Raw genomic sequence first — 26,589 nt, 5'->3', positions numbered from 1 at the left:
TGGTCCGGGTTCACCGTGACACCTGTGATGCGGCCCCAGAGGTCGCCCAGTGCGGCTGTCAAGGCCGGCAGCTCACGGGTGAGGGCACGGGAGCGGGGCCACCACATGCCGTCCAGCCCGCCCGGCGCGGGCGTCAGGCACAGGCGAGCCGGCAGCGACGGTGCGCGCCTGCTCGATGCCGTACGGTCGATGGTCACGGTCATGGCGCGAACCTGCCCCCGGGCTCGTGGGGCGGCCCGGCGTTGTCGATCACCGGAAACGGCACCCACAGCGGAGCCGGTGCGCGAAGAACTCCCGGTGTTTTCACACTACTCCGCTCGCCGGCCCGAAAGGCTGCGGATGACCAGGTACTTTCCTGCCTCGGGACCTGGCCCCCGGCGCCCAGTGGCGAGCCGGGACAAAGCCAGTCCTTGCGCTCAGCATGCCCTTGAGAGCGGTTGACCAGGGGCAACGGAGGTGCGCTCCGGCCCCCAGCGGTCCGGCATCAGCCACGTCTGCCCCCGGACGGGGGCAGCAGTCCGCACACAGTCCGCAGGACATCCGTTCAAGACCGTCGCACCCCATCGCCAGCAATCGGCAAAAGGCCAGGTCAGCGACCCACAGGGAAGATCCCTGCAGGCCCCCGACCCGGCCCGTTACTAGGAGACGAAGAAGGCCTGATCCCTCGATCACGCCTGTTGACCGGCGCTGTCTTCTTCAGCCTCCCGGTCCTCCGCCCGCACCCGGCCCGCAGACCGCCGCTCCGGCACCCTGACGGCCGGGTGCGGTCGTCTTCGACAGGCCGGACGGGCCGGAGGGCGGTCGTCCTCGCCCGGTCACCGGGCAGCCGCGGGTGTGCGTCAGGGCGTGGAACGCGGGCCTGCTTCCTTCGTGCGGGCCGCGTTCTCGGCGGGCTCGGTTCGGAGGGATCCGGTGGGAGGGCCGGCGACGGCGTCGCGGTCCGGGCACCGCTCGCACTCCCGGTTGCCGCACGGTCCGTGGACCCAGGTCGGGACCCATGCACCCAGCGTCTTGTGACGCCGGACCACCATCTCCACTGGCTGTCCGCAGGCGGGACAGACCGGTTCGTCGCTGCCCATGTCCCCCAGGGTAGGCCCGACTGCGGTCCAGCGCTTCCTGCTGTACGTCCGAACCGGCACGCCGTTCTTGAGCGTACGCACCGGCTCGAGCGCGACCTCCGTCACCGTGAAGCCCGCGCCGGACATCGGCAGGCCGGCGCCCTGCACGACCGGGTTCGTGGAGCGGATCGCGGCCGCGATCGTGCCGGAGAAGGCCGGACAAGCCGCGGCGGCAGAGGGGTGGAGCGCAGTGGTCGTCAGCGCCGGGCGCCGTGGCGGCCGGTGGCGGGTACGGCCCGCTCCCTGGTGGCCGGTACGGCTGGTACAGCCGGCACGGCCTCGCGTTCGGCGCCCGCGGGCCAGACGATCTCGACGGGGATGCCCCGGGCTCGGGCATACGTCACCAGATGGGCGGTGGCGTCGCGGCCGTTGGACGGCGACCCGTCCCAGACCGCCAGGAGGAGGCCGCTGGAGGCGACCATCCGCTCGTCCGCACCGACACAGGAACCGCGGTGATTCGGGTCGTACGCCAGCAGCCGCGCCTGGTCGGCGAGGTTCAGCAGCTCACCGGCGGCCATCCGGTCGCGCCTGGGCGGCATGGCGGGGACCCCGTTGTCCGTGGGGATGACGACGATCAGGCGGCGGCCCGACGCACGCGCCGCGCGGCCGAACGCCAGCGGTGCTCCCGCTCCGCACCGCACCATGGCCGCTCCCCGCGCGCAGCGTTCCTCCAGACGCCGCCGCAGTTCGCGCTCCACCAGCTCGAGCGTGCGCGGGGTGAGATCGGCGTGCCCGACCAGCACGATCTCCCCGACCGTCCCTCCGTTGTGTCCCGCCCCGTTGTCACGCGCCGTTGTACTCATCTCGCCCCTGACAGTCCTCGGCCTCCGGTCACCGGCCCGGCCTCAGGTCAGTGAAGCCGGGGCACGGGCCGGTGACCAGGGCCGAACGTCCCTGACTCGGGAGGTGAGACCGAGAGGGGGGAAGCGGGGCGGTCAGGCGTGGGCGAAGGGCCGACCGGCCGCACGAGTGCGGGGTTCGCGCCACATCGGCCACATGTGGGGGCCGTCCGGGAGGAGCAGGGGCTCGCCGGTCGGGGCGAAGCCGAGGCGTTCGTACAGCACGCGGCTGCGGACGCTGCTCGCCTCCAGATAGGCCGGCAGCCCCTCCCGGTCGCAGCGGTCGAGGACCGAGCCGATGAGCGCGGTGCCGAGTCCCTCGCCCTGCCGGGCGGGTGTCACGCCGATCATCCACAGGTACTCGTGGGCCCGCCCAAAGGGGTGGACGCCCGCCGTCAGCCGGCCGATCATCTCCACCCGCTCGTTCTCCGGGTCGACGGCCCGGCGTACCCGGGCCGGGCCCTCGTCGTCCTCGGGTGTCCCGTCGCCGTGCTCGGCCGCCGGCATCGACAGCCACAGCGCGCACGCCGAGCCGTCCTCCGTGACGTCGACACGTCCCTCGGCGAGCACGAGGTCGGTGAAGGCGGCCATCAGCCTGTGGTGCGTCGTACGGCGGTACTCCTCGCCGGGGAAGACCCAGCTGCTCACCGGGTCATCCTGGAACGCCTCGTCCAGAAGCCGGACCAGCAGTTCCCGGTCCCCGTCCCCAGCCGTCCGGATCGCCACGCCCATGTCCGCCCCTTCGCCTCAACTCTCGTCGACCGTACGGGGGTTGAGCCTAAAGGGAGGGCGGCAGCCGACGCTTGCCGACATCTCGGCCGATCGCGCCGCATGCGCGGTGGGTCCCGCACACCGTGGGGAAGTGCGGGACCCACCGGGCGGTCTACGCGGTGCGCCGGGTCACGAACTCGGCGAGGGCCAGCAGACCGCCCGCCGCCTCCGGGTCGGGCACCGCGCGAGCGAGTTCCTGCATCACCCGAGCCATGCGGTCGGCCGCCTGGGCCTGCGCCCAGTCACGGCCGCCCGCCCGTTCCACGGTCAGGGCGATGTACTCCAGGTCCTCCTCGTCCGCGTGCGGAGCCCCGTACAGGCCGGCGAGTTCGGACGCCGCCGGGGTGCCGGAGGTGAGCGCGGCGACCACCGGCAGGGACTTCTTGCGGGCTGCCAGATCCGCGCCGACGGGCTTGCCGGTGTGCCGAGGGTCGCCCCATATACCGATCACGTCGTCGATGAGCTGGAAGGCCAGCCCCGACTCACGGCCGAACGCGTCCAGTGCCGCCACCTCCGCCGCCCCGGCATCCGCGTACAGCGCGCCGAGCGCGCAGGCGCAGCCGAGCAGCGCGCCCGTCTTGGCCTCGGCCATGGCGAGGGTCTCCTCGAGGGTGACCTCGCCGGGGTCGCGCCCCTCCATGGCCGTGTCCGCCTGTTGTCCGGCGCACAGTTCCACGACGCAGTCCGCCAGCCGGGCCACCGCGGCCCGGGCCGCGGGGTGCGGGTCCTCGGCGAGCAGCCGCAGGGCGAGCGCGTGGAGGGCGTCTCCGGCGAGGATCGCGTCGTCGTCACCGAAGACGGTCCATGCGGTGGGCCGGTGGCGCCGGGTGGTGTCCCGGTCCATCACGTCGTCGTGCAGCAACGTGAAGTTGTGGACCAGTTCCACCGCGGCGGCTGCCCGTACCGCTGCCGCCCGGGCCGCGGGCCCGCCGAGGGCGGAGGCCGCGGCGAGCACCAGTGCGGGACGGATGGCCTTGCCGGACCCGCCCGCGGCCGGGGTGCCGTCCGCGTTCTCCCAGCCGAAGTGGTAGAGACCGATCCGGCGCAACGGGCCGGGCATCGAGCCGATGGCGGCCCGCAGCACGGGGACGACCTCGGCCCTCGCCCGATCCAGCAGGATCGTCGCCTCGTGACACTCGGCGGGCCGGTACTCGCTCTCCGTCTTCGGCTCGGTCATCGATTCCGTCATGGACTCACCTCTGGACCCGTCTCGGAGGATGAGCGGAGGTGGCACTTCCGCCTGCGGCACGCGCGTACCCCCAGGGTGTACCCGCCCGGGTGGGCGGGGACACGGCGTACGCACCGAAAGATCGCGGAAGGTCACCGCCAGCGACCGATCTCGACGTTCTCCAGGACGCCGAGCGCGTCCGGCACCAGGACGGCAGCCGAGTAGTAGGCCGTGACCAGGTACTTGATGATGGCTTGTTCGTTGACGCCCATGAAACGCACGGACAGGCTCGGCTCGATCTCGTCGGGGAGGCCGGACGCCCGCAGACCGATGACGCCCTGCTCCTCCTCGCCCGTGCGCAGCGCGATGATGGAGGTCGTGCGCTCCTCCGTCACCGGGATCTTGTTGCACGGGAAGATGGGCACACCCCGCCAGGTGGGGATGCGGTTGCCGGCCATGTCGATGGTCTCGGGGACGAGTCCCCGCTTGTTGAGCTCGCGGCCGAACGCGGAGATCGCGCGCGGGTGGGCGAGGAGCAGCTTGGTCCCACGTCGCCTGCTGAGCAGTTCGTCCAGGTCGTCGGGGGCGGGTACGCCGTCGTGCGGCTGGATCCGCTGGTCGTACTCGCAGTTGTGCAGCAGGCCGAAGCCCCGGTTGTTGATGAGTTCGTGCTCCTGGCGCTCCTTCAACGCCTCGACGGTCAGCCTGATCTGCTGCTCCGTCTGGTTCATGGGCTGGTTGTAGAGGTCGGCCACGCGCGTGTGGATGCGCAGCACGGTCTGGGCGACGCTCAGCTCGTACTCGCGGGGCCTGGCCTCGTAGTCGACGAAGGTGTGCGGGATGTCCGGTTCCCCGCTGTGGCCGGCCGCGAGGTCGATCTCCCGCTCGCCGTACTTGTTGGTGCGCTGACTCGGGACGGAGCGCTGCTCCCGGAGGTGCTCGCGCAGTGTCTCGGACCGCTCGGCGACCCGCTCGACGGCGTCACGCGGCAGGACGAGCACGGTGCAGGTGGTCAGGGCGCGGGTGGTGTACTCCCAGATGGCGCCCTCGTCCAGGAGCGCCTGGTCGCCGAAGTAGGCGCCGTCGGCGAGGATTCCGAGGGACTCGTCGCCGCCGTAGGGGCCGGTGCCGACCTTCTCGACCCTGCCGTGGGCCAGCAGGAACACCTCGTCGGCCGGACTGCCGAACGAAGCGATCACCTGGCCGGCCCCGATCTCCCGCTGCCGGCAGCGGGTGGCCAGTTCCGCGAGCACTTCCTCGTCCTCGTACGACCGCAGGGCCGGCAGCTCGCCCAGCTCCGCCGGGATCACCTCGACGCGGTCACCGGTCTTCACGAAGGTCACCCGTCCGTCCCCGACGGCGTACGTCAACCGCCGGTTCACCCGGTACGTACCACCCTGCACGTCCGTCCAGGGCAGCATGCGCAGCAGCCAGCGCGAGCTGATCTCCTGCATCTGCGGTACGGACTTGGTGGTGGTGGCCAGGTTCCGCGCCGCCGCCGTACCGAGGCTCTGCTGCTGCCGGGTCTGCTCCGTGCGGACCTCTTCGCCTACCGACATAAGGAATTGCCCTCCCAGTTGTGACCGGCGCCCATCCGTGCCGGGCGTCGGTCTCCGTGGCAGAGCCTTCCTCACGGAACGTGGCTGCGGTATTACCCGAATGAGCGGGAATGGATCTTCAACTCCATGGGCATTCATGGTGGTTCCGTTCAGCGGCGGCCCGGCGACCGGACATTGTCCGGATCGGCTCGTACGGGGACCGGGCGGTTGGTTGCGCTCGCTCCGTTCAGGTACAAGCACCGGTACGAGGCGGCCGCGACCGGCGGCCGTCGCGGCGCGAGAAGGAGGGGCGGCCATGGCCCCACCCATGTCCGCGAGCGCGTTCCTGAGCGTTCTGAAAGCGGAGGGCCTCAGAGTCGTCGAGGTCGGCGACTGGCGCGATCACAACCGCAATCACAAGGGCCCCTGGGGGCCGGTCCACGGCGTGATGATCCATCACACGGTCACCCGGGGCAGCGCCCGGACCGTCGAGCTGTGCCGCACGGGCTACGCGGGCCTGCCGGGGCCGCTGTGTCACGGCGTCATCACCAAGGACGGCCGGGTCCACCTCGTCGGCTACGGCAGGGCCAACCACGCGGGCCTGGGCGACGACGACGTGCTGCGCGCCGTGATCGCGGAGAGGTCGCTCCCCGCGGACAACGAGCAGAACACCGACGGCAACCGGCACTTCTACGGCTTCGAGTGCGAGAACCTGGGCGACGGGGACGACCCCTGGCCCGCGGCGCAACTGGAAGCCGTCGAGAGGGCCGCCGCCGCGGTCTGCCGCCGCCACGGATGGAACGAACGGTCGGTGATCGGGCATCTGGAGTGGCAGCCCGGGAAGGTGGATCCGCGCGGGTTCACGATGGCGTCGATGCGGACACGCATCCGTGACCGGCTGAAGTGACGGGATGTACGGGAGCGTACGCGGGTGTACGGGGTGCCGGGCCCGGCCTGGCGACAATCCGTCGGAAGCTGTCGCCCGGCCCCCTGGGTGCGCGGGAAACCCGCTTCTAGCGTGGTGAGCGATTCCAGGTCCTCCCAGGAAAAGGTCCCGCCGTGCAGTACGTCGCCCCCATCGGCATCGGTGTTCTCTACACCCTGCTGATGTCCCTCGTCCGCGAGCCGCACCGGCGGCGGCTGAACGCCGTCATGGTCGCCGGCGCGGGCGCCGCCTACCTCAGCGGGGGCGGCCTGGGCGGCTGGGAGTTCGCCTTCACGGCGCTGATCACCTACGTCGCGTTCCGCGGCCTGGACTCGTGGACGTTCATCGGCGTCGGCTGGCTGCTGCACACCGCGTGGGACGTCGTCCACCACCTCAAGGGCGACCCCATCATCCCGTTCGCCCCCACCTCGTCGCTGGGCTGCGCGATCTGCGATCCGGTGATCGCCCTGTGGTGCCTGTGGGGAGGCCCGTCACTGATCGACCTCGTCCGCCACCGGGGCCGCGGCCACCGCCACGACAGCGCGAATTCCACCTCCGTCGAGGCCGCCGGGCGGCCCGGCACCGGGGAACCGGCCCCGAGCGGCAGTTCGAGCTGACGAAGGGTATCGGCCACGCATTCGCCTGCGGCACGACCGACGGCGGCGGAATTCAGCCATGCTCGCCCCGGACGGCCGGCGCCCGCCCCACCCGGTGCCCGGCTCCCCTGCCGGGCGACAATGGCCCGGTGACCAGCCCGGACACCCCCGACCCAGCGTCCGCCGCCTCCGCCGCCGACCGCGCGGGCCTCTCGGATCTGCACCCCCGCCTGCCCTCACCGGTGCAGGACATCGCGGACGAGCGGTTCGAGCGGCGCGGGGTCCGGCTGCTGCTGAAACGGGACGACCTGATCCACCCGGAACTGATCGGAAACAAGTGGCGCAAACTCGCGCCGAATCTCACGGCGGCAGCCGGTCGGACCGTGCTCACCTTCGGCGGCGCGTACTCCAACCATCTGCGGGCCACCGCCGCCGCCGGCCGGCTGCTCGGTCTGCGCACGGTCGGCGTGGTGCGCGGCCAGGAGCTCGCCGACCGTCCCCTCAACCCCTCGCTGGCCCGGTGCGCGGCCGACGGCATGCGGCTGCGCTTCGTCGACCGCGCGACCTATCGCCGCAAGACCGCGCCCGGCACCCTGGCAGCCGTGCTGCGCGCGGCGGGTGCCGAGGACGCGTACGTCGTCCCCGAGGGCGGCAGCAACCCCCTGGCCGTGCGCGGTTGCCGGGTGCTCGGGGAGGAGTTGGCCGGCCGGGCGGACGTCGTCGCGGTGGCGTGCGGCACGGGCGGGACGCTCGCCGGGCTGGCCGCCGGACTCGGCTCCGGTGCTCGCGCGCTGGGCGTTCCGGTCCTGAAGGGCGGCTTTCTGGCCACGGACATACGTGCCCTTCAAGCCGAGGCGTTCGGCGGTCCGCGCGGCGACTGGAATCTGGAGGACCGCTTCCACTTCGGCGGTTACGCCCGTACCGCCCCGGAGCTCGAGGAGTTCGCCGCGGACTTCGAGCAACGTCACGGCGTACCCGTCGAACGTGTCTATGTCGCCAAGTTGCTTTACGCCCTTGTCTCCCTGGCCGAGGAGAACGCGTTCCCGCGCGGGAGCACGGTCGCGGCGGTCGTCACCGGCCGCCCCTTCCCGTGAGCACGTGACTACAAGAGCACGGTGGCAGACTGGTTCCAGTATCTCGTCGAGCACGTCCCCGTGTGACGCGAGAGGACTCCGGCAACGGACGGTTCGACCGTGTGACGTCTGGGTACGTCAATCCGGCGCGCGCTCTTCCCTTTCGGGCCCGCAGACCCCTAGCCACGGAGCGTATCCGTGGTTTTACTATGAGTGACAGCATGGGTCGGGGTCCCGGGGACAGGACCGTCGGGAGCGCGGTAGCGTCACCGCTGAACCACGTATCGCGTTACCCGGGGGCGACCCCGGCCCTGAACGCTTGTACCACCTTGGAGGTGAGGGTGTCCCAGATCGCAGGCGAGCCCGCGACCCAGGACTTCGTGGAAGTCCGGCTGCCGGCAGCGGGTGCCTACCTGTCGGTGCTGCGCACGGCCACGGCCGGTCTCGCGGCCCGGTTGGACTTCACCCTCGACGAGATCGAGGACCTGCGCATCGCGGTCGACGAGGCCTGCGCGATCCTGCTTCAGCAGGCCGTGCCGGGTTCGGTGCTCAGTTGTGTCTTCCGCCTCGTCGACGACTCGCTCGAGGTCACGGTCTCGGCGCCGACCACGGACGGTCACGCTCCCTCGCGTGACACCTTCGCGTGGACCGTCCTGTCCGCTCTCGCGGGCAAGGTCTCCTCCGCCGTGGACGACGACAAAACCGTTTCGATCAGCCTCTACAAACAGCGCGGCGCGGGACCCGGGCCGACGTGAGGAACGAGGACGGGCCGGTGCGGGACGAAGAACGCGGCACACGGGGGCTGCCTGCCGAGCGGATGCCGGGCGGTATCGACGGCATCGACGCCATCCCGGAACAGGCCCGGCCCCATCCGGAGGACGACTCCGCTCAGGCCGGTCCGCCGGGCGGCGGGCAGCCCGGCGGTGTCGCACGGAGTACGCCCGGGGCCGGGCGGCGGCCCGGGGCCTCCCCCGGACACCGGGAAGCCCCGGCGCGGGCGAGGCCGACGGCGGGGGACGAGGCGAGCGCTCGGGGAAGGGCGACGGGCGGGACGATGAACGAGCACGAGCGACACGCCGAGAGCGGGGTGCCGCGGACGCCGAGCGCACAGGGCGTCCAGCACACCCCGGTGACGCACGGCGCGCAGCGCGACCCGCAGGACCGCAGCGGGGCACGCGCCTTGTTCCTCGAACTGCGCACCCTGCAGGACGGCAGTCCCGAGTACGCGGAGCTGCGCAACCGGCTGGTCCGCATGCATCTGCCGCTCGTCGAGCACCTCGCGCGCCGCTTCCGCAACCGCGGGGAACCGCTGGACGACCTGACCCAGGTCGCCACCATCGGTCTGATCAAGTCGGTCGACCGCTTCGACCCGGACCGCGGCGTGGAGTTCTCGACGTACGCGACCCCGACGGTCGTCGGCGAGATCAAGCGGCACTTCCGCGACAAGGGCTGGGCGGTCCGTGTCCCCCGCCGGCTGCAGGAGCTGCGGCTGGCACTGACGACGGCCACGGCCGAGCTCTCGCAGCTGCACGGCCGTTCCCCCACGGTGCACGAGCTCGCCGAGAAGCTGGCGATCTCGGAGGAGGAGGTCCTGGAGGGCCTGGAGTCAGCCAACGCGTACTCCACGCTGTCCCTGGACGTCCCCGACACCGACGACGAGTCCCCGGCGGTCGCGGACACCCTGGGCGCCGAGGACGAGGCGTTGGAGGGGGTGGAGTACCGCGAGTCGCTCAAGCCGCTGCTGGAGGATCTCCCTCCGCGCGAGAAGCGGATTCTGCTGCTGCGCTTCTTCGGCAACATGACCCAGTCGCAGATCGCGCAGGAGGTCGGCATCTCGCAGATGCACGTCTCCCGGCTGCTGGCCCGCACGCTGGCACAACTGCGCGAGAAGCTCCTCGTGGAGGAGTGAGCGAGGAGTGACCCGCCGCACGGTGGAACGAGCCGCCGCGCGGCGGGAGCGAACGGCACGGCGGCCCGGGAGGCGGGGAGCTACTTCTCGGCGTCCCCGGGTCCCCGGATGCCGAGGGCCCGGGCCGTCTCGGGATTGAGCAGCAGTACCAGGGCCGTCACGGCAACCACCGCGAGCACGATTCCCGCCGGGATGGCCACACTGTCGGACTGCAGCAGGTTGTAGGCCACCGGCAGCGCCAGGAGCTGGGTGACGACGGCCGGGCCGCGACTCCAGCTCCGGCGGCCGAGCAGCCCGCGCGCGGCAAGCAGCGGCAGCAGTGCGAGCACCACCAGCGTGAGCCCGCCGGTGACGGCCTGCTGCCGGTCGTCCGGTTGACCGGTGAGCCCGCGGACCAGCATCCAGACCCCGCCGGCCAGCAGGCCCAGCCCCTCCAGGGCGGCGAGCCCCGCGGCGTACGTCAGACGGCGCGGGCGGGGGCCTGCGGTGTCCGGAGTGGTGGTGGGGGTCTGCTCGCTGCTCACCCCTGAAGGGTAGCCCTCGCCCGCACGCGCCCCCGTGCCGAGGTTCGCGCCCCCGGCCCCACCCCCGTGTCCGTTTTCGATCACCCCTCGGCCTGGGCTCCGGTACCGCCCAGTAGGTACCCTGCAACGCATGCGTGCACTTCTCGTGGTCAATCCGGCGGCAACCACCACGAGCGCGCGTACGCGCGATGTGCTGATCCACGCACTCGCCAGTGAGATGAAACTGGAAGCGGTGACCACGGAGTACCGGGGGCACGCACGGGACCTGGGCCGGCAGGCGGCGGAGAGCGACGACATCGATCTGGTGGTGGCCCTCGGCGGCGACGGCACGGTCAACGAGGTCGTCAACGGCCTGCTGCACGCCGGCCCCGACCCGGAGCACCTGCCCGGCCTCGCCGTGGTCCCCGGCGGCTCCACCAATGTCTTCGCCCGCGCCCTGGGCCTGCCCAACCAGCCCGTGGAGGCCACCGGCGTTCTGCTGGACGCGCTGCGCGAGAGCCGCGAGCGCACTGTCGGTCTGGGCCTGACGTCGGGCACACCGGGGACGGACGACGAGGCCGTGCCACCCCGCTGGTTCACGTTCAACGCGGGACTGGGCTTCGACGCCGGGGTGGTCGGCCGGGTGGAACAGCACCGTGAGCGAGGCAAGAAGTCCACTCATGCGCTGTACATGCGTCAGGTGGTGCGCCAGTTGCTCGGAGAGCCGCGCCGTCGGCACGGGGTGATAACGCTGGAGCAGCCGGGCGAGGACCCGGTCACCGATCTGCTGCTCTCCATAGTGTCGAACGCCTCCCCGTGGACGTTTCTCGGCAATCGCCCGATCTACGCGTCACCTAAGGCCTCGTTCGATACCGGCCTCGACATCTTCGGTCTGAAGCGGCTGTCCACCGCCACCGTTGCCCGGTATGGCACCCAGTTGCTCACTTCGTCCCCCGAGCGCGGGCCCCGGGGCAGGCATGTGGTCGCCGGACACGATCTGACCCAGTTCACCTTGCATTCGAAGGTGCCACTGCCTCTCCAGATGGACGGTGACCACCTCGGACTGCGCACCAGCGTGACGTTCACAGGCGTTCGCCGTGCACTGCGTGTGATTGTGTGAGCGGAAAAGGCTAAAGTCCTTTCACTCGAACGTTTAAGTCAGGATCCACCCCATGGAAGTACGGCTGTGACCTAGTCGACACCGATGAATCAAAAAAAACTTTCCGGAAGGGGTTGTATCCGCCGCCGAGGTTTGCGAGTCTCTACATGGCGATCAGGACGGCCCGCAGCATCGGCCTCCACAGATCGCCGGAACCCCCCTCCATACCCAAGGACCACGCCAGGGAACCTGGCGTTCGGCCCTTCACTTGTTGGGGGATTCGTGAAAGCGTTCACATTCACAAGCCATCGTGTAGTTCACACCAAGGAGAGGTAGCAGCCATGGACTGGCGTCACAACGCCGTTTGCCGCGAGGAAGACCCCGAGCTGTTCTTCCCCATCGGCAACACCGGTCCTGCGCTGCTGCAGATCGAGGAAGCCAAGGCCGTCTGCCGTCGCTGCCCGGTGATCGAGAGCTGCCTGCAGTGGGCACTCGAGTCCGGTCAGGACAGCGGCGTCTGGGGTGGTCTCAGCGAGGACGAGCGCCGCGCGATGAAGCGCCGCGCCGCTCGCAACCGGGCCCGTCAGGCATCCGCCTGACAACCCACCCCTGCTGACAGCCTGAGCTTGGCGGCGCGTACAGCGCGTACGCATCTCCCGCCCCCGAGCCGCAGCACGCAGTTCCCCCGATGCTCCCCCGAGCTCTCGACTCACCTCGAGCCGGAGGGGAACGCCATCGAACAGACGAAGAGCCCCGGACCGGGAAACGGTCCGGGGCTCTTCGTCTGTCGCTCCGCGTCACTTGTTCATGTCCACCGGGATGTCCAGGAGCACCCGGGTGCCCCCTTCCGGGGCCGGGACCATGTCGAAGGTGCCGCTCAACTCGCCCTCGACCAGGGTCCGCACGATGTGCAGGCCCAGGTTGCCCGCGGTGTGCGGGTCGAAGCCCTCGGGCAGGCCGACGCCGTCGTCCTGGACGGTGACCAGCAGGCGGGTCTCCTTCGTGGTGCCACCGCGGACCGCGGTCACCTCGACCGTGCCGGTCTCCCCCTCACGGAAGCCGTGCTCCAGGGCGTTCTGCAGCACCTCCGTCAGCACCATCGACAGCGGGGTGGCGACCTCGGCGTCGAGTATGCCGAAGCGGCCGGTGCGCCGGCCGGCGACCTTGCCCGGGGAGATCTCGGCGACCATCGCCAGGACCCGGTCGGCGATCTCGTCGAACTGCACGCGCTCGTCCAGGTTCTGAGAAAGCGTCTCGTGCACGATCGCGATGGACCCGACCCGGCGCACCGCTTCCTCCAGCGCCGCGCGGCCGCGTTCGGAACCGATCCGCCGGGCCTGGAGGCGCAGCAGCGCCGCCACCGTCTGGAGGTTGTTCTTCACCCGGTGGTGGATTTCCCGGATGGTCGCGTCCTTGGTGATCAGCTCTCGTTCGCGGCGGCGAAGTTCGGTGACGTCCCGGAGCAGGACCAGTGAACCGATGCGGGTCCCCTTCGGCTTGAGCGGGATCGCCCGGAACTGGATCACCCCGCCGATCGCCTCGATCTCGAACTCGCGCGGCGCCCAGCCGCTGGCGAGCTTGGCGAGCGCTTCGTCCACCGGCCCGCGGGAAGGGGCGAGTTCGGCGGTGGTCCGGCCGAGATGGTGGCCGACGAGGTCGGCCGCGAGACCCATGCGGTGGTAGGCGGACAGGGCGTTCGGAGAGGCGTACTGGACGATGCCCTCGGCGTCGAGCCGGATCAGCCCGTCGCCCACCCGGGGCAGGGCACCCATGTCGAGCTGCCGGTCCGCGAACGGGAAGGCTCCGGTGGCGATCATCTGCGCGAGGTCGGAGGCGCTCTGCAGGTAGGTGAGTTCCAGCCGGCTGGGGGTGCGGACCGTGAGGAGGTTGGTGTTGCGGGCGATGACGCCGAGAACGCGGTCCTCACGCCGTACGGGGATGGACTCGACGCGGACGGGGACCTCCTCGCGCCACTCCGGGTCGCCCTCCCGTACGATCCGTCCCTCGTCCAGGGCCACGTCCAGCATGGGCCGGCGACCGCGCGGGACGAGATGGCCGACCATGTCGTCCTGGTGCGAGGTCGGGCCGGTGTTGGGCCGCATCTGGGCGACGGAGACATAACGGGTGCCGTCCCGGGTGGGGATCCACAGGACCAGGTCGGCGAAGGACAGGTCGGAGAGCAGCTGCCACTCCGAGACCAGCAGATGCAGCCACTCGAGGTCGGTCTCGTCGAGAGCCGTATGCCGACGTACGAGTTCGTTCATGGTGGGCACATCAGCGAGCGTACCGGGGCGTCGCACCCTCCCCGGAAACACCCGCGGGCCGCGGCGCCTGGGAGGGACCCTCAGCCCTCCCGGCACCGCAGCCCGGAGCGACATCGGCCGTGGGGTGTGCGGTCCCGGTCGGCCGAGGGATGAGGAACCGGGGCAGTCAGGGCAGAGAGCTCCGGATCCTCGGTCCGCCTTCCTGTGCGGGGAAGGCAGGCTGGTGTGCACTGATACGCATTGTGGACTAGACCACTACCCGTGTCCATGCGTCGGACGCTGTTCGCTGTTGTCTTTTTCCGCGTCGGCTTCCCGCGTCGGTTTTCTGCACCGGCTTCCTGCACCGGCTTCCTGCGTCGACTTCCAGCGTCGCGTTTTCCATGATCACGCGGAGACGGGTCCACGGTCGCCCGCTGTGCAGCCTATCCCGCGGGGGCGTGGTACGGGACCGGAAGAGCATGCCGATCTCGGCGATTGGGCCGTGACCGCCCCGTCCTGGGATGCTGAGGTGGGACCGATGGCCCGGCACCCGTGGCCTCGGCCGGGACGGGACCCGGTTCTGTTAAATTTATATTGGTCTAAACCATACGACTCGTCCGCCCCGCCCCGGGCAGGTCACCAGTCGAGTCCCCCTCTCAGATCGGCAGGCTCAGCGTGGAAGTTGTCATCGTTCCGGACGCCAAGGCCGGCGGCGAACTCATCGCCGGGACCATGGCGCAACTCCTGCGGCGCAGGCCCGACGCCCTGCTCGGCGTGGCCACCGGCTCCACACCGCTGCCCGTCTACCAGGCGCTGGCCGACCAGGTGCGCTCCGGTGCCGTGGACACCTCCCGGGCGAGGATCGCCCAGCTCGACGAGTACGTGGGGCTGCCCGTCGATCACCCCGAGTCCTACCGTTCGGTGGTCCGGCGCGAGGTGCTGGAGCCGCTCGGGATCGGGATGGACGCCTTCCTCGGCCCCGACGGCTCGGCCGAGGACGTGCAGGCCGCGTGCGAGGCGTACGACAAGGCGCTGGGCGACGCCGGCGGCATCGACCTGCAGCTGCTCGGCATCGGGACGGACGGGCACATCGGGTTCAACGAGCCGTGCTCCTCACTCGTCTCGCGCACCCGGATCAAGACACTGACCGAGCAGACCCGGATGGACAACGCGCGCTTCTTCGAGGGCGACGTCGACCAGGTCCCGCACCACGTCATCACCCAGGGCATCGGCACCATCCTGGAGGCCCGCCACCTGGTGCTGTTCGCCACCGGCGAGGGCAAGGCGGAGGCGATCGCCGCGACCGTCGAGGGTCCGCTGGCCGCCGTGTGCCCGGCGTCCGCTCTGCAGTTGCACCCGCACGCCACGGTCGTCGTCGACGAGGCCGCCGCCGGCAAGCTCAAGTTCGCCGACTACTTCCGGTACGCCCACGTGAACAAGCCGGACTGGCAGGGGATCTGACCGAGGGCGCCGAAGGCGCCGTGGGCACCCGGTGCCCATGGGCCGCCCCGGTGGACTAGACCAGCCTCCGCCCCAGGGGTATACAGAGGGGATCACGGAGCGTGCGGGGGACGTCCCCCGCCCACAGCCGTGCCACGATGTGGGCCGGGGCCGATGGGGTGTCGGTCGTTCGGCACTCGGAGCCGGGAAGGCAGAGCATGAGCACCGACGTCAACAGTACGGAGAGCGAGGGCGGGGCCACGGTCCGTACGGCTCGCGTGCCCAAGTACTACCGGTTGAAGAAGCACCTGCTGGACATGACCGAGACGGCTCCGCCCGGCACGCCGGTCCCGCCCGAGCGCACCCTGGCGGCGGAGTTCGACACCTCGCGCACCACCGTGCGCCAGGCGCTCCAGGAGCTGGTGGTCGAGGGCCGCCTGGAGCGCATCCAGGGCAAGGGCACCTTCGTAGCCAAGCCCAAGGTCTCGCAGGCGCTGCAGCTCACCTCGTACACCGAGGACATGCGCGCCCAGGGCCTGGAGCCCACCTCCCAGCTGCTGGACGTCGGCTACATCACCGCCGACGACGGGCTCGCCGAACTGCTCGACATCACCCCCGGCGGACGGGTGCTGCGCATCGAGCGGCTGCGCATGGCCAACGGGGAGCCGATGGCCATCGAGACCACCCACCTGAGCGCGAAGCGCTTCCCGGCGCTGCGCCGCAGCCTCGTCAAGTACACCTCCCTCTACACCGCCCTCGCCGAGGTGTACGACGTCCACCTGGCGGAGGCCGAGGAGACCATCGAGACCTCGCTGGCCACCCCGCGCGAGGCCGGCCTGCTCGGCACCGATGTGGGACTGCCGATGCTGATGCTCTCCCGGCACTCCCGGGACCGGGACGGGCAGCCGGTGGAGTGGGTGCGGTCGGTGTACCGGGGCGACCGGTACAAGTTCGTCGCCCGCCTGAAGCGCCCCCAGGACTGAGCCCCGGAGGGATCGGCGGGGGTTTCACCGGAGATTCCGCCGCTGTCCGGGCGAGGTTCCGTGGAGTTTAAGTACGCAATCCCCGCGAGGGGTTCCGTCCCGGTCCGCCGCGACCTAGATTTCCTGCGCGTCAAACAGGCGATCAGCGAGGGGACGGAACCGTTCTATGTCGCAAGCCCCGGAAACCGGCAGACGGCCGGTGGTGACGCCGATGCGCGTCGTCATCGCCGTCTGCCTCCTGGCACCGTTCGTGGCCCTGATGTGGGTCGGCTCGTACGCGAAGACCGACCCCGCCCTCATGGGCATCCCGTTCTTCTACTGGTACCAGATGCTGTGGGTGCCGGTCTCCGCCTCACTGACGATGACCGCGTACAAGCTGTGGCAGCGTGACCAGCGCGCCCACGCGGCCGCGAAGGGCGGTGCTCAGCGGTGAACGACGGCGTGAACGGCGTGGCACTCGCCGTCTTCATCTTCTTCTTCGTCCTCGTCACGGTGATGGGCTTTCTGGCCGCCCGCTGGCGCAAGGCCGCGAACGAGCACAGCCTCGACGAATGGGGCCTGGGCGGGCGGTCGTTCGGCACCTGGGTCACCTGGTTCCTGCTCGGCGGCGACCTGTACACGGCGTACACCTTCGTGGCCGTACCGGCGGCGATCTACGCGGCCGGCGCGGCGGGCTTCTTCGCGGTGCCGTACACGGTCCTCGTGTACCCGCTGATCTTCACCTTCCTGCCCCGGCTGTGGTCGGTTTCGCACAAGCACGGCTATGTGACGACGTCCGACTTCGTGCGCGGGCGGTTCGGCTCCAAGGGGCTGTCGCTGGCGGTGGCGCTCACCGGCATCCTGGCGACGATGCCGTACATCGCGCTCCAACTGGTCGGCATCCAGGCGGTGCTGGACGTGATGGGCGTCGGCGGCGGGGAGAGCACCCACTGGTTCGTCAAGGACCTGCCGCTGCTGATCGCCTTCGGTGTGCTGGCGGCGTACACGTATTCGTCGGGTCTGCGGGCCCCCGCACTGATCGCGTTCGTGAAGGACACGCTGATCTATCTCGTGATCGCGGTGGCGATCATCTACATCCCGATCAAGCTGGGCGGCTTCGACGCCGTCTTCGCCAAGGCGAGCGAGGCGTACGGCGAGACCAACCCGGCCACGGGCGCGCCGCGCGGTTCGCTGGTGCCGGGCGAGGCGGGGCAGTGGACGTACGCCACGCTGGCGTTGGGCTCGGCGCTCGCGCTGTTCATGTACCCGCACTCGATCACCGCGACGCTGTCCTCGCGCAGCCGTGAGGTGATCCGCCGCAACACCACGATCCTGCCGCTGTACTCACTGATGCTGGGCCTGCTGGCGCTGCTCGGTTTCATGGCGATCGCGGCCGGGGTCGATGTCAGCAACGGGCAGCTGGCGATCCCGCAGTTGTTCGAGAACATGTTCCCGGACTGGTTCGCCGGTGTGGCCTTCGCGGCGATCGGCATCGGTGCGCTGGTGCCGGCGGCGATCATGTCGATCGCGGCCGCGAACCTGTTCACCCGCAACATCTACAAGGACTTCCTCAAGCCCGACGCGACACCGGCGCAGGAGACCAAGGTCTCCAAGGTGGTCTCGCTGCTGGTGAAGGTGGGTGCGCTGGTCTTCGTCCTCACCATGGACAAGACGGTCGCCATCAACTTCCAGCTGCTCGGCGGCATCTGGATCCTGCAGACCTTCCCCGCCCTGGTGGGCGGCCTGTTCACCCGCTGGTTCCACCGCTGGGCGCTGCTCGGCGGCTGGGCGGTCGGCATGATCTACGGCACGGTCGCGGCGTACGGGGTGGCCTCGCCGACGCAGAAGCACTTCGGCGGTTCGTCGGACGAGATCCCGGGCATCGGTGAGATCGGCTACATCGGTCTCACCGCCTTCGTGCTCAACGCCCTGGTGACGATCGCCCTGACGTTCGCCCTGAGGGCGGCCAAGGCCCCCGAGGGCATCGACGAGACCCGGCCGCAGGACTACACGGCGGACGCGGGCGACCCGGGTGTCAGCGCGGAGCTGCCCCTGGACACGGCGGAGAGCAAGCACTGACGCACCCGGCGTCCGGCTCCAGCCCCCTCGCGGGGCTCACGGGCCGTCGGAGAAATCCGGCGGCCCGTCGCCGTCCCGTCGGGCACACTCACCTCATGGACATCGTCACCCGGCCGGTGGAGCCGTACGAGTACGAGGAACTCGGCGAGCTCACCGCGCAGGCCTATCTCCTTGACGGGCTGCTCGACTTCGGGGAGAGCGACGCGTACCTCGGCCGGCTCCGGGACGTGGCGGGGCGGGCAGCGGCCGCCGAGGTGCTGGTCGCCGTGGAGCGGGGAACGGTGCTGGGCGGGGTGACCTTCGTGCCGGGCCCCGGTCCGATGGCCGACATAGCGGGGCCGGACGAGGCGGAGATCCGGATGCTGGCGGTCGCCCGCGCGGGCCGGGGCCGTGGCGCCGGGGAGGCCCTGGTGCGCGCCTGCGTCGACCGGGCACGGGCGATCGAGGGGTGCCGTCGGATCGTGCTGTCGACCCAGCGCACCATGCGCTCCGCCCACCGCGTCTACGAACGGCTGGGTTTCACCCGCACCCCCGAACGCGACTGGAACCCGCTGCCGGACCTGGACGACATCATGCTGCTCACCTACGAGCTGACGCTCTGACATTACCGCGCTCCAGCACCATCCCGACACAAGATATGGGTCCGCCGGCGACACACGGCACAAGATGTATGCTCATGCCTGCTGTCGCCGCAGGGGAATCCGGTGTGAATCCGGAACTGTCCCGCAACGGTGTACTTGTGCGTGTCCGCGTTTTCTGCGTTCCCGCACGGCTTCAGTCCGAGGACCTGCCGACAGTGCGCCCGGCCGTCCGGTCCGGGTGCCTGACGTCCGGGCCTCGTGGAATGGGCCGGTGGACGCGAGGTGCGTGCGCGCGCCCGTGTGCTGCCCCCCGCCCTCGACCAGGCCCCGTGCCGAGCGAGGGAGAGCCCCACGTGACCATCGCGCCAGCCGATCCGGCTTCAGCGGTCGACGTGACCGACATGAGCGGCGTGAGCGACGGCCCCGGTGCCGCGCTGCTGCGGACCCTGACCGAGCTGACCGTCGACCTCCAGGGCGCCGACCCCGGCCGGGTCGCCGCCGCCGCGCTGCGCGGCCGGTCCGCCCATGCGGACGAGACCGAGCTGCGGGAGCTGGCCACCGAGGCGGCGGCCGGGCTCATCTCCGAGGACCCCGCCTACTCCCGGCTCGCCGCACGACTGCTGACGCTCGGCATCCGTGCCGAGGCCGCCTCGCAGGGTGTCACGTCGTTCGCCTCCTCGATCTCGACGGGACACCGCGAGGGCCTCGTCGCTGACCGGACCGCCGAGTTCGTCGCGCTGCACGCGGCCCGTCTCGACGCGCTGATCGACCTCGGCGCGGACGACCGTTTCGGCTACTTCGGCCTGCGTACCCTGCACAGCCGCTATCTGCTGCGGCACCCGGTCACCCGCAAGGTCGTCGAGACACCGCAGCACTTCCTGCTGCGGGTCGCCGCCGGTCTCGCCGAGAGCGACACCTCCCGCTCGGTGGACGAAGTCGCCGCGCTGTACGGCCTGATGAGCCGCCTGGAATACCTTCCCTCCTCCCCCACCCTGTTCAACTCCGGTACCCGGCACCCCCAGATGTCGTCCTGCTACCTCCTCGACTCCCCCAAGGACGAACTGGACTCCCTCTACGACCGCTACCACCAGGTGGCCCGCCTCTCCCAGCACGCCGGCGGCATCGGCCTGTCCTACTCCCGCGTCCGCTCCCGCGGTTCGCTGATCCGCGGCACCAACGGGCACTCAGGCGGCATCGTCCCGTTCCTGAAGACCCTGGACTCCTCGGTCGCCGCCGTGAACCAGGGCGGCCGGCGCAAGGGCGCGGCGGCGGTCTACCTGGAGACCTGGCACTCGGACGTCGAGGAGTTCCTGGAGCTGCGCGACAACACCGGTGAGGACGCCCGCCGCACGCACAACCTGAACCTCGCGCACTGGGTGCCGGACGAGTTCATGCGCCGGGTCAGCGCCGACGCGCCGTGGTCGCTGTTCTCCCCGTCCGACGTCCCGGACCTGGTCGACCTGTGGGGCGAGGAGTTCGACGCGGCCTACCGGGCCGCCGAGGCGGCGGGTCTGGCGACGAGGACGCTCCCCGCGCGGGAGCTGTACGGGCGCATGATGCGCACCCTCGCCCAGACCGGCAACGGCTGGATGACCTTCAAGGACGCCGCCAACCGCACCGCCAACCAGACCGCCGAGCCGGGCCACGTCGTCCACTCGTCCAACCTGTGCACGGAGATCCTCGAGGTCACCAGTGACGGGGAGACGGCGGTCTGCAACCTCGGGTCGGTCAACCTCGGCGCGTTCGTCGACCGGGCGAACGGCGGCCTCGACTGGGAGCGGCTGGACACCACCGTCCGCACCGCCGTCACCTTCCTGGACCGGGTCGTCGACATCAACTTCTACCCGACCGAGCAGGCGCGCCGTTCCAACGCCCGCTGGCGCCCGGTGGGGCTGGGCGTGATGGGCCTCCAGGACGTCTTCTTCCAGCTCCGGCTGCCCTTCGACTCCCCCGGGGCGAAGGCCCTCTCGACCCGTGTCGCCGAGCGGATCATGCTCGCCGCGTACGAGACGTCCGCCGACCTCGCCGAGTCCCACGGCCCTCTGCCGGCCTGGGAGAAGACGCGTACGGCCCGGGGCGTCCTGCACCCCGACCACTACGGCGTGGAGGTGACCTGGCCCGAGCGGTGGGCCGCGCTGCGCGCGCGCATGGGCGCGACCGGCCTGCGCAACTCGCTGCTCCTGGCGATCGCGCCGACCGCCACCATCGCCTCGATCGCGGGCGTGTACGAGTGCATCGAGCCGCAGGTGTCCAACCTTTTCAAGCGCGAGACGCTGTCCGGCGAGTTCCTCCAGGTCAACTCGTACCTGGTGGACGACCTGAAGCGGCTCGGCGTCTGGGACGCGCGGACCCGTGAGGCGCTGCGCGAGGCGGGGGGCTCGGTGCAGGGCTTCACCTGGATCCCCGAGGAGGTGCGCGGGCTGTACCGCACCGCGTGGGAGATCCCGCAGCGCTCTCTGATCGACATGGCTGCCGACCGCACCCCGTTCCTGGACCAGTCGCAGTCGCTGAACCTGTTCATGGAGACGCCGACCATCGGCAAGCTCTCCTCGATGTACGCCTACGCCTGGAAGCGGGGCCTGAAGACCACGTACTACCTGCGCTCGCGCCCCGCGACCCGCATCGCCCGCGCGGCCCAGGGCCAAGCCCGAACGCAAGCACCCTCCCCGGCCCCCGGCCGGCAGTCGGCGTCCGACCCCGAAGCGGTCGCCTGCTCCCTTGAGAACCCCGAGTCCTGCGAGGCCTGCCAGTGATGTCCAGCACCGCCACCACCGCCCGAACCCAGAACCTTCTCGACCCGGGCTTCGAGCTCACCCTGCGCCCCATGCGCTACCCCGACTTCTACGAGCGCTACCGGGACGCCATCAAGAACACCTGGCACGTGGAGGAGGTCGACCTCCACTCGGACGTCGCCGACCTGGCGAAGCTCAGTCCGGAAGAGCAGCACCTGATCGGGCGGCTGGTGGCCTTCTTCGCCACCGGCGACTCGATCGTGGCCAACAACCTGGTGCTCACCCTCTACAAGCACATCAACTCCCCGGAAGCACGGCTGTATCTGTCCCGGCAGCTGTTCGAGGAGGCGGTGCACGTCCAGTTCTACCTGACCCTGCTGGACACCTATCTGCCCGCCCCGGAGGACCGCGCCGCCGCCTTCGCCGCGGTGGAGAACATCCCCTCCATCCGTGAGAAGGCCGAGTTCTGCTTCAGGTGGATGGACTCGGTGGAGAAGCTCGACCGGCTGGAGACGCGGGCCGACCGCCGTCGTTTCCTGCTCAACCTGATCTGCTTCGCCGCGTGCATCGAGGGCCTGTTCTTCTACGGGGCGTTCGCCTACGTCTACTGGTTCCGCAGCCGGGGCCTGCTGCACGGTCTCGCGACGGGCACCAACTGGGTGTTCCGGGACGAGACGATGCACATGTCCTTCGCCTTCGACGTGGTCGACACCGTGCGCAAGGAGGAGCCGGAGCTGTTCGACGACCGGCTTCAGCAGGAGGTGACGGACATGCTGCGCGAGGCGGTCGAGGCGGAACTGCAGTTCGGGCGCGACCTGTGCGGCGACGGGCTGCCGGGCATGAACACCGAGTCGATGCGGCAGTACCTGGAGTGCGTCGCCGACCAGCGTCTCGTCCGCCTGGGCTTCACGCCGGTGTACGGCTCGGACAACCCGTTCTCCTTCATGGAGTTGCAGGGCGTCCAGGAACTCACGAACTTCTTCGAGCGGCGTCCGTCCGCGTACCAGGTCGCCGTGGAGGGCACGGTCGACCTGGACGAGGACTTCTAGGACGGTCCGCGGGGCCCGGGGCCCGTCCGGTGTCCGCCGGGGCGCCACCCGTTCTCACGCCGCGCGTGCGGTGTGCTGTGAGGTGGCACCCCGTGCGGGGCCGTGCACGGTGCTCCCCGCCGGCCGGGACGGCCCGGCGACCGTGAGCCACCACGCGGCTGCCGCGTCCCGTCCGGCCGCTTCCCGTTCGGCCGCGGCGCTGTCGGCCTCGGCCCGCCTCAGCTGCCGGTCCGTCCTCCGGTCGCGCGCGATGCCGACGACGGCGGGGAGAGCCATCAGGGCGAGCAGTCCGAGGACGAACAGCATTCCGATCAGTGCTTCCATCTGCGTCGTGTCCATGTACCTCACTGTCTCGCCGGACACTCCTCGCCAACCAGTGGCAGAACTGCCGCACACCCTCGATTCACTGCCACTGGTGAGGCACACTGGAGCCATGCTCCGCAATGTGGCCGCCGTCCTGCTCGACGGTGTGAACCCCTTCGAACTCGGCGTCGTCTGCGAGGTCTTCGGCGTCGACCGCAGTGATGAAGGCCTCCCTGTCTACGACTTCGCGGTCGCCTCGGCCGAAGGCCCCGCCCTGCTCAGCAGCACGGGCTTCTCACTCCAGGTCGAGCACGGCCTGGAGCGCCTGGAGACGGCGGACCTCATCGCCGTACCCGCCGGGTCGTGCTACGAGACACGGGACTTCCCGCCCCATCTGCTGGACGCGCTGCGCCGGGGTGCTGACCGGGGCGCGCGGGTCCTCAGCGTCTGCTCCGGTGTGTTCGTGCTCGCCGCCGCCGGTCTCCTCGACGGCCGGCGCGCCGCCGTCCACTGGCGCCATGCGGATGCGCTGACCAGGAGGTATCCCCACCTGACCGTCGAGCCGGAGGTGCTCTACGTCGACGAGGACCCGGTGATCACCTCCGCGGGCACCGCTGCCGGTATCGACGCCTGTCTGCATCTCGTGCGCAAGGAACAGGGCTCCGCCGTCGCCAACCGGATCGCGCGGCGCATGGTGGTGCCCCCGCACCGCGACGGGGGGCAGGCCCAGTACATCGAGCGGCCGTTGCCACGGTCCGGGGGCGACACCGTCTCCGAGGTGCTGGTGTGGATGGAGCGCCATCTGGACGAGGAGGTCACGGTCGAGCAGCTCGCGGTCCGCGCCCACATGTCCCCGCGCACCTTCGCCCGCCGCTTCCAGCAGGAGACCGGCACCACGCCGTACCGCTGGATCCTGCGCCAGCGGGTCCTGCTCGCCCAGCAAATGCTGGAGGGGACGGACGAGACCGTGGACGTGATCGCGGGCCGTACGGGCTTCGGCAACGCGGCTGCGCTGCGCCACCATTTCGTGCGCACCGTGGGCACGACCCCGCACACCTACCGGCGGACGTTCCGCGGCCCCGAGGCCGCCTGAACGCCCGCCGGACGGGACGGTTCAGCGCGCGACCGGCCTCAGCAGCAGCCGGTTCGGCCGCAGAGTGATGCCGACCCGGGTGGCGTCGTCGGAGCCGGCCACCTGCTCGAAGCGGTACCTCGTCGCCAGCGCCGCGGTGATCAGTGTCAGCATGGCCATGGAGAAGTGGTCGCTCGGGCACTTGCGGTTGCCCAGGCTGAAGGGACGCATGGCGTACTTCGGAACGTCCTTCGAGTTTTCCGGAAGCCACCGGTCCGGGTCGAACTCCAGGTTGCGCTCGTACGACTTCGGATCGCGCTGGATCGCGTACGGGCTGTAGATGACGTCCGCCCCGGCCGGAATGCGGTAGCCACCGAGTTCCTTGTCGGCGACCGCCCGACGCGTCAATATCCAGACGGCGGGCCACAAACGCATGGCCTCGACGACGACATTGTTGGTGTGGGTGAGCTTGCGGACGTCCTCGAATGCCACCGGACGCCCACCGGTGACGTCGAGTACTTCGTTTCGCACCCTGTCCCCGTGTTCCGGATGCGCGGCGAGTGCCTGAAGCAGCGACATGATCGTGGAGGCGATCGTCTCGCTGCCGGGAGTGAGTATCGCGACCACCTGGTCGTGGATCTCCTGCTCCCCGATCGGGTCACCATTGTCGTCCTTCGCCGTCAGCAATGCCGTCAGCAAATCGTCCGGCTTTTGACCGGATGCGCGGCGTTCGGCGACGATCTCGTCGACCACGCGGTGCAAATCGGCCAGTGCCCGGTTGAATTCGCGATTGGCCGGCAGCGGCAGCTTGTACAGCGGGCCGAGCGGCACCACCATCCGCCGGTACATGCCGCGGAAGACAGTGGCGAGCGCGGCGCACAGCCGCTCCGCCCGCTCGTCCATGTACACACCGCGCAGCAGACAGCGCGCCGCGACGCGCACGGCGATCCGGAACGACTCGGAGGTGCAGTCGACCGGCTCCCCCGACGCCCAGCGTTCGGTCAGCGCGTGTGCCTCCTCCTCCATGATCGGGCCGTAGGCGGGGATGGCGTCGAGCTTGAAGGCGGGCTGGATGGTGCGCCGCTGACGCCGGTGCAGCGGGCCGTTGGCCGTGGCCACGCCCTCCTTGCCGAGCAGGCCCTCCAGGGACTCCCACAGGGGGCCGGAGATGATGTAGTCGGGATCGAGCGCCAGCGCCCCGGTGAGGGCGGGCGTGGTGACGGCGTACACCGTCTTGGGGCCGAGCTTCAGCCGCACGATGTCGCCGTGGTCGCGCAGCTGGGCCATGAAGGCCAGTGGATCGCGGACCAGTCTGAGGCCGTGGCCCAGGCCGGGGACTCCGCCACCGGCCACCGGAGGCTCGCGCGGTTCGGTCACCGCGGACGCGTCGGACGCGTCGGGCTTCACCGAGTCGACGGTCATTTCTCACCTGCCGCTTCGTTGTTGACGTACGGGGGTGTGGAGCGGTCGTCCCAGCTGTCGACCATGTACCGGCCGGACTCGTGGTGGAACCAGTAGACGGAACTGAACCAGTTCCGCATGTTTCCGAGGCAGACCCGCACTGCGGCGCCCAGTTCCTTTCCTCCCACCGTGCCGTCGTCGAGGCTGTCGGCGAACTTCAGGGCGCCCTGTTCGGCGTCCAGGAATTCCGTGATGCATTCCTCGACGCGGCGCCGCACGTCGGTGACCGCCTCTTCGAGAGTCAGCCCTTCATGGACGATGAGACTGATTCCGAGATTGTGCACCTCATGACCCGCTATTTCCTTCGGGAGCGAGCAGAGGTCGTTGTACCAGGCGGCGAATTCCTGACTGAGCAGGGCCGCCTTCCGATAGGACGGGTCCTTCCGTACGGCGTCCGGGAGTTCACAGCCCGCACTCGGCTCCAGGAGGTCGGTCCAGATCCAGTGCGCGAAGGTGAGCCGACGCAGTTCGAGGTACTCCTCGACGGTCGGGACGATTCCCTCCGTCCGGTTGTGGAACTCCCGGTCGTACGCCTCGATCACCGTGTGGAAGTGCCGGGCGAACCGGGCGTTCCAGGTGTCCGGAAGGAACGAGTACAGCCGCCGCACGCTGTCCGCGAGCCCGGACACCAGTGGATCCTCGTGGCGCAGGTGCTCCGTGGGACTGTCGAGAGCCGTGTGCAGCAGGTCCTTCAGCCGCCGCCAGGCGGTGGGTCGGCCGTGCACGATGTCGCGGTCGTGACGGTCGTCCCAGACGAAGAACCACGCGCTGTAGTCCGCTATCGCCTGCAGGACCTCGTCGGCTGCGTCGGTGTAGTAGCCCGCCATGAGGTCCGTGTAGCACAGGCCATCGGCATATTCGGCCACCTTGTCGGGCGGCATCAGCCGCTTTTCGAGCAGCCACGCACGGGTTTCCTGCTGGAGCCTGGGCCAATACGGATGGAGTTGCCGGGAAAACGCCGCCTCGATCACCGGGAGAGACAGCGCCTGTGGTACCGCGACGGTGGTCGGTTTCGATGTGGTGCCGTGTGACAAAGCATGCACGAACAATCCCCTCTCGGCCGCCAGTTGACATGTGCCCGGCCCTCTCTGCCGGGCGTGCGCCGGTGCGTATCCCCACGCCTCCATT

26 protein-coding genes, 1 pseudogene and 1 riboswitch are annotated in these 26,589 nt (G+C 70.3%); of the genes and pseudogenes, 15 read left to right on the top strand and 12 right to left on the bottom strand.

Annotated features, from left to right (window positions below; all coding sequences use genetic code 11):
• The 7 genes and pseudogenes from AB0I73_RS22820 to AB0I73_RS22790 all read right to left on the bottom strand — a co-directional run.
• On the bottom strand, positions 1-203 hold a 203-nt coding region (locus AB0I73_RS22820), incomplete at its 3' end, for a DUF5994 family protein (protein WP_363040094.1).
• A gap of 636 nt (positions 204-839) precedes the next feature.
• Positions 840-1,079 (bottom strand): hypothetical protein, encoded by a 240-nt coding sequence (locus tag AB0I73_RS22815; RefSeq protein WP_363040092.1) that lies wholly within the window; start codon positions 1,077-1,079, stop codon positions 840-842.
• A gap of 30 nt (positions 1,080-1,109) precedes the next feature.
• A pseudogene (locus AB0I73_RS22810) lies at positions 1,110-1,238 on the bottom strand (dihydrofolate reductase); the annotation flags it as partial.
• A gap of 77 nt (positions 1,239-1,315) precedes the next feature.
• Complete coding sequence (locus AB0I73_RS22805; RefSeq protein ID WP_363040090.1) at positions 1,316-1,921, bottom strand: hypothetical protein; 606 nt, start codon at positions 1,919-1,921, stop codon at positions 1,316-1,318.
• Positions 1,922-2,053: 132 nt separating this feature from the next.
• Entirely contained in the window at positions 2,054-2,689 is a 636-nt protein-coding gene (locus tag AB0I73_RS22800) for a GNAT family N-acetyltransferase (RefSeq protein ID WP_363040088.1), read from the bottom strand.
• Positions 2,690-2,840: 151 nt separating this feature from the next.
• Positions 2,841-3,917: a family 2 encapsulin nanocompartment cargo protein polyprenyl transferase gene (locus AB0I73_RS22795; RefSeq protein ID WP_363040086.1), complete on the bottom strand. Its 1,077-nt coding sequence runs from the start codon at positions 3,915-3,917 to the stop codon at positions 2,841-2,843.
• Between the two features lie 131 nt (positions 3,918-4,048).
• The gene (locus AB0I73_RS22790) at positions 4,049-5,455 is read right to left on the bottom strand and encodes a family 2B encapsulin nanocompartment shell protein (RefSeq protein WP_363040084.1); all 1,407 of its coding nucleotides are present in this window, start codon (positions 5,453-5,455) and stop codon (positions 4,049-4,051) included.
• Between the two features lie 307 nt (positions 5,456-5,762).
• On the opposite strand from AB0I73_RS22790, the gene AB0I73_RS22785 reads away from it, so the two are divergent.
• From AB0I73_RS22785 to AB0I73_RS22765, 5 genes are all read left to right on the top strand, one after another.
• Positions 5,763-6,341, top strand: coding sequence for an N-acetylmuramoyl-L-alanine amidase (locus AB0I73_RS22785; RefSeq protein ID WP_363040106.1), 579 nt, complete (start codon positions 5,763-5,765; stop codon positions 6,339-6,341).
• Positions 6,342-6,493: 152 nt separating this feature from the next.
• Positions 6,494-6,976, top strand: a complete 483-nt coding sequence (locus AB0I73_RS22780) for a DUF6010 family protein (protein ID WP_363040082.1) — start codon at positions 6,494-6,496, stop codon at positions 6,974-6,976.
• A gap of 197 nt (positions 6,977-7,173) precedes the next feature.
• Entirely contained in the window at positions 7,174-8,049 is an 876-nt protein-coding gene (locus AB0I73_RS22775; RefSeq protein ID WP_363040104.1) for a pyridoxal-phosphate dependent enzyme, read from the top strand.
• Positions 8,050-8,369: 320 nt separating this feature from the next.
• A complete protein-coding gene (locus AB0I73_RS22770) occupies positions 8,370-8,783 on the top strand; it encodes an anti-sigma regulatory factor (protein ID WP_129802215.1) in 414 nt (137 codons plus the stop codon).
• A gap of 17 nt (positions 8,784-8,800) precedes the next feature.
• Positions 8,801-9,937 carry an RNA polymerase sigma factor SigF gene (locus AB0I73_RS22765; RefSeq protein WP_363040080.1) on the top strand — a complete coding sequence of 379 codons (1,137 nt, stop codon included), beginning with the start codon at positions 8,801-8,803 and terminating at the stop codon, positions 9,935-9,937.
• Positions 9,938-10,017: 80 nt separating this feature from the next.
• On the opposite strand, the gene AB0I73_RS22760 is transcribed toward AB0I73_RS22765, so the two are convergent.
• Entirely contained in the window at positions 10,018-10,461 is a 444-nt protein-coding gene (locus tag AB0I73_RS22760) for a hypothetical protein (protein WP_363040078.1), read from the bottom strand.
• A 130-nt stretch (positions 10,462-10,591) separates the two neighbouring features.
• On the opposite strand from AB0I73_RS22760, the gene AB0I73_RS22755 reads away from it, so the two are divergent.
• Both AB0I73_RS22755 and AB0I73_RS22750 read left to right on the top strand, forming a co-directional pair.
• Positions 10,592-11,560 carry a diacylglycerol kinase family protein gene (locus AB0I73_RS22755; protein WP_363040076.1) on the top strand — a complete coding sequence of 323 codons (969 nt, stop codon included), beginning with the start codon at positions 10,592-10,594 and terminating at the stop codon, positions 11,558-11,560.
• A 320-nt stretch (positions 11,561-11,880) separates the two neighbouring features.
• Positions 11,881-12,138: a WhiB family transcriptional regulator gene (locus AB0I73_RS22750; protein WP_030219886.1), complete on the top strand. Its 258-nt coding sequence runs from the start codon at positions 11,881-11,883 to the stop codon at positions 12,136-12,138.
• A 198-nt stretch (positions 12,139-12,336) separates the two neighbouring features.
• Here the strand turns inward: AB0I73_RS22750 and AB0I73_RS22745 are convergent, their stop codons facing one another.
• Positions 12,337-13,803 (bottom strand): PAS domain-containing sensor histidine kinase, encoded by a 1,467-nt coding sequence (locus AB0I73_RS22745; protein WP_363040102.1) that lies wholly within the window; start codon positions 13,801-13,803, stop codon positions 12,337-12,339.
• Between the two features lie 654 nt (positions 13,804-14,457).
• Here AB0I73_RS22745 and nagB point away from each other — a divergent pair.
• From nagB to AB0I73_RS22710, 7 genes are all read left to right on the top strand, one after another.
• The gene (nagB, locus tag AB0I73_RS22740; RefSeq protein WP_363040073.1) at positions 14,458-15,243 is read left to right on the top strand and encodes a glucosamine-6-phosphate deaminase; all 786 of its coding nucleotides are present in this window, start codon (positions 14,458-14,460) and stop codon (positions 15,241-15,243) included.
• 197 nt (positions 15,244-15,440) lie between these two features.
• On the top strand, positions 15,441-16,205 hold the full coding sequence (locus AB0I73_RS22735) for a GntR family transcriptional regulator (protein ID WP_363040071.1): 765 nt from the start codon (positions 15,441-15,443) through the stop codon (positions 16,203-16,205).
• A gap of 166 nt (positions 16,206-16,371) precedes the next feature.
• Positions 16,372-16,638: a DUF3311 domain-containing protein gene (locus AB0I73_RS22730; RefSeq protein WP_363040069.1), complete on the top strand. Its 267-nt coding sequence runs from the start codon at positions 16,372-16,374 to the stop codon at positions 16,636-16,638.
• A complete protein-coding gene (gene mctP / locus AB0I73_RS22725; RefSeq protein ID WP_363040067.1) occupies positions 16,635-18,263 on the top strand; it encodes a monocarboxylate uptake permease MctP in 1,629 nt (542 codons plus the stop codon). The genes AB0I73_RS22730 and mctP overlap by 4 nt, the downstream gene beginning before the upstream one ends.
• A gap of 95 nt (positions 18,264-18,358) precedes the next feature.
• Positions 18,359-18,865, top strand: coding sequence for a GNAT family N-acetyltransferase (locus tag AB0I73_RS22720; RefSeq protein ID WP_363040065.1), 507 nt, complete (start codon positions 18,359-18,361; stop codon positions 18,863-18,865).
• Positions 18,866-18,926: 61 nt separating this feature from the next.
• Positions 18,927-19,073, top strand: a riboswitch (cobalamin riboswitch).
• A gap of 124 nt (positions 19,074-19,197) precedes the next feature.
• Positions 19,198-21,597, top strand: coding sequence for a ribonucleoside-diphosphate reductase subunit alpha (locus AB0I73_RS22715; RefSeq protein WP_363040063.1), 2,400 nt, complete (start codon positions 19,198-19,200; stop codon positions 21,595-21,597).
• The gene (locus tag AB0I73_RS22710) at positions 21,597-22,625 is read left to right on the top strand and encodes a ribonucleotide-diphosphate reductase subunit beta (RefSeq protein ID WP_363040061.1); all 1,029 of its coding nucleotides are present in this window, start codon (positions 21,597-21,599) and stop codon (positions 22,623-22,625) included. Before AB0I73_RS22715 ends, AB0I73_RS22710 begins: the two co-directional genes overlap by 1 nt.
• A 54-nt stretch (positions 22,626-22,679) precedes the next feature.
• On the opposite strand, the gene AB0I73_RS22705 is transcribed toward AB0I73_RS22710, so the two are convergent.
• Positions 22,680-22,964 carry a hypothetical protein gene (locus AB0I73_RS22705; protein ID WP_363040059.1) on the bottom strand — a complete coding sequence of 95 codons (285 nt, stop codon included), beginning with the start codon at positions 22,962-22,964 and terminating at the stop codon, positions 22,680-22,682.
• Between the two features lie 94 nt (positions 22,965-23,058).
• On the opposite strand from AB0I73_RS22705, the gene AB0I73_RS22700 reads away from it, so the two are divergent.
• Positions 23,059-24,021, top strand: a complete 963-nt coding sequence (locus tag AB0I73_RS22700) for a helix-turn-helix domain-containing protein (RefSeq protein WP_363040057.1) — start codon at positions 23,059-23,061, stop codon at positions 24,019-24,021.
• 21 nt (positions 24,022-24,042) lie between these two features.
• On the opposite strand, the gene AB0I73_RS22695 is transcribed toward AB0I73_RS22700, so the two are convergent.
• Both AB0I73_RS22695 and cyc1 read right to left on the bottom strand, forming a co-directional pair.
• The gene (locus tag AB0I73_RS22695; RefSeq protein WP_363040055.1) at positions 24,043-25,422 is read right to left on the bottom strand and encodes a cytochrome P450; all 1,380 of its coding nucleotides are present in this window, start codon (positions 25,420-25,422) and stop codon (positions 24,043-24,045) included.
• The gene (cyc1, locus tag AB0I73_RS22690) at positions 25,419-26,504 is read right to left on the bottom strand and encodes an epi-isozizaene synthase (protein ID WP_363040053.1); all 1,086 of its coding nucleotides are present in this window, start codon (positions 26,502-26,504) and stop codon (positions 25,419-25,421) included. Before cyc1 ends, AB0I73_RS22695 begins: the two co-directional genes overlap by 4 nt.
• Positions 26,505-26,589: the final 85 nt, after the last annotated feature.

This window comes from Streptomyces sp. NPDC050388, from assembly GCF_040655635.1.
GTDB lineage: Bacteria > Actinomycetota > Actinomycetes > Streptomycetales > Streptomycetaceae > Streptomyces.
The sequence above is the reverse complement of the archived record's forward strand: the minus strand, read 5'-3'. Positions and strand labels throughout refer to the sequence as shown.

What these genes read in the sequence shown, in the direction of transcription:
- AB0I73_RS22815 (WP_363040092.1), bottom strand. Translation starts at nt 1,079, where the DNA reads ATGGGCAGCGACGAACCGGTCTGTCCCGCCTGCGGACAGCCAGTGGAG.
- AB0I73_RS22805 (WP_363040090.1), bottom strand. Translation starts at nt 1,921, where the DNA reads ATGAGTACAACGGCGCGTGACAACGGGGCGGGACACAACGGAGGGACG.
- AB0I73_RS22800 (WP_363040088.1), bottom strand. Translation starts at nt 2,689, where the DNA reads ATGGGCGTGGCGATCCGGACGGCTGGGGACGGGGACCGGGAACTGCTG.
- AB0I73_RS22795 (WP_363040086.1), bottom strand. Translation starts at nt 3,917, where the DNA reads ATGACGGAATCGATGACCGAGCCGAAGACGGAGAGCGAGTACCGGCCC.
- AB0I73_RS22790 (WP_363040084.1), bottom strand. Translation starts at nt 5,455, where the DNA reads ATGTCGGTAGGCGAAGAGGTCCGCACGGAGCAGACCCGGCAGCAGCAG.
- AB0I73_RS22785 (WP_363040106.1), top strand. Translation starts at nt 5,763, where the DNA reads ATGTCCGCGAGCGCGTTCCTGAGCGTTCTGAAAGCGGAGGGCCTCAGA.
- AB0I73_RS22755 (WP_363040076.1), top strand. Translation starts at nt 10,592, where the DNA reads ATGCGTGCACTTCTCGTGGTCAATCCGGCGGCAACCACCACGAGCGCG.
- AB0I73_RS22750 (WP_030219886.1), top strand. Translation starts at nt 11,881, where the DNA reads ATGGACTGGCGTCACAACGCCGTTTGCCGCGAGGAAGACCCCGAGCTG.
- AB0I73_RS22745 (WP_363040102.1), bottom strand. Translation starts at nt 13,803, where the DNA reads ATGAACGAACTCGTACGTCGGCATACGGCTCTCGACGAGACCGACCTC.
- AB0I73_RS22735 (WP_363040071.1), top strand. Translation starts at nt 15,441, where the DNA reads ATGAGCACCGACGTCAACAGTACGGAGAGCGAGGGCGGGGCCACGGTC.
- AB0I73_RS22730 (WP_363040069.1), top strand. Translation starts at nt 16,372, where the DNA reads ATGTCGCAAGCCCCGGAAACCGGCAGACGGCCGGTGGTGACGCCGATG.
- AB0I73_RS22720 (WP_363040065.1), top strand. Translation starts at nt 18,359, where the DNA reads ATGGACATCGTCACCCGGCCGGTGGAGCCGTACGAGTACGAGGAACTC.
- AB0I73_RS22710 (WP_363040061.1), top strand. Translation starts at nt 21,597, where the DNA reads ATGTCCAGCACCGCCACCACCGCCCGAACCCAGAACCTTCTCGACCCG.
- AB0I73_RS22705 (WP_363040059.1), bottom strand. Translation starts at nt 22,964, where the DNA reads ATGGACACGACGCAGATGGAAGCACTGATCGGAATGCTGTTCGTCCTC.
- AB0I73_RS22700 (WP_363040057.1), top strand. Translation starts at nt 23,059, where the DNA reads ATGCTCCGCAATGTGGCCGCCGTCCTGCTCGACGGTGTGAACCCCTTC.
- AB0I73_RS22695 (WP_363040055.1), bottom strand. Translation starts at nt 25,422, where the DNA reads ATGACCGTCGACTCGGTGAAGCCCGACGCGTCCGACGCGTCCGCGGTG.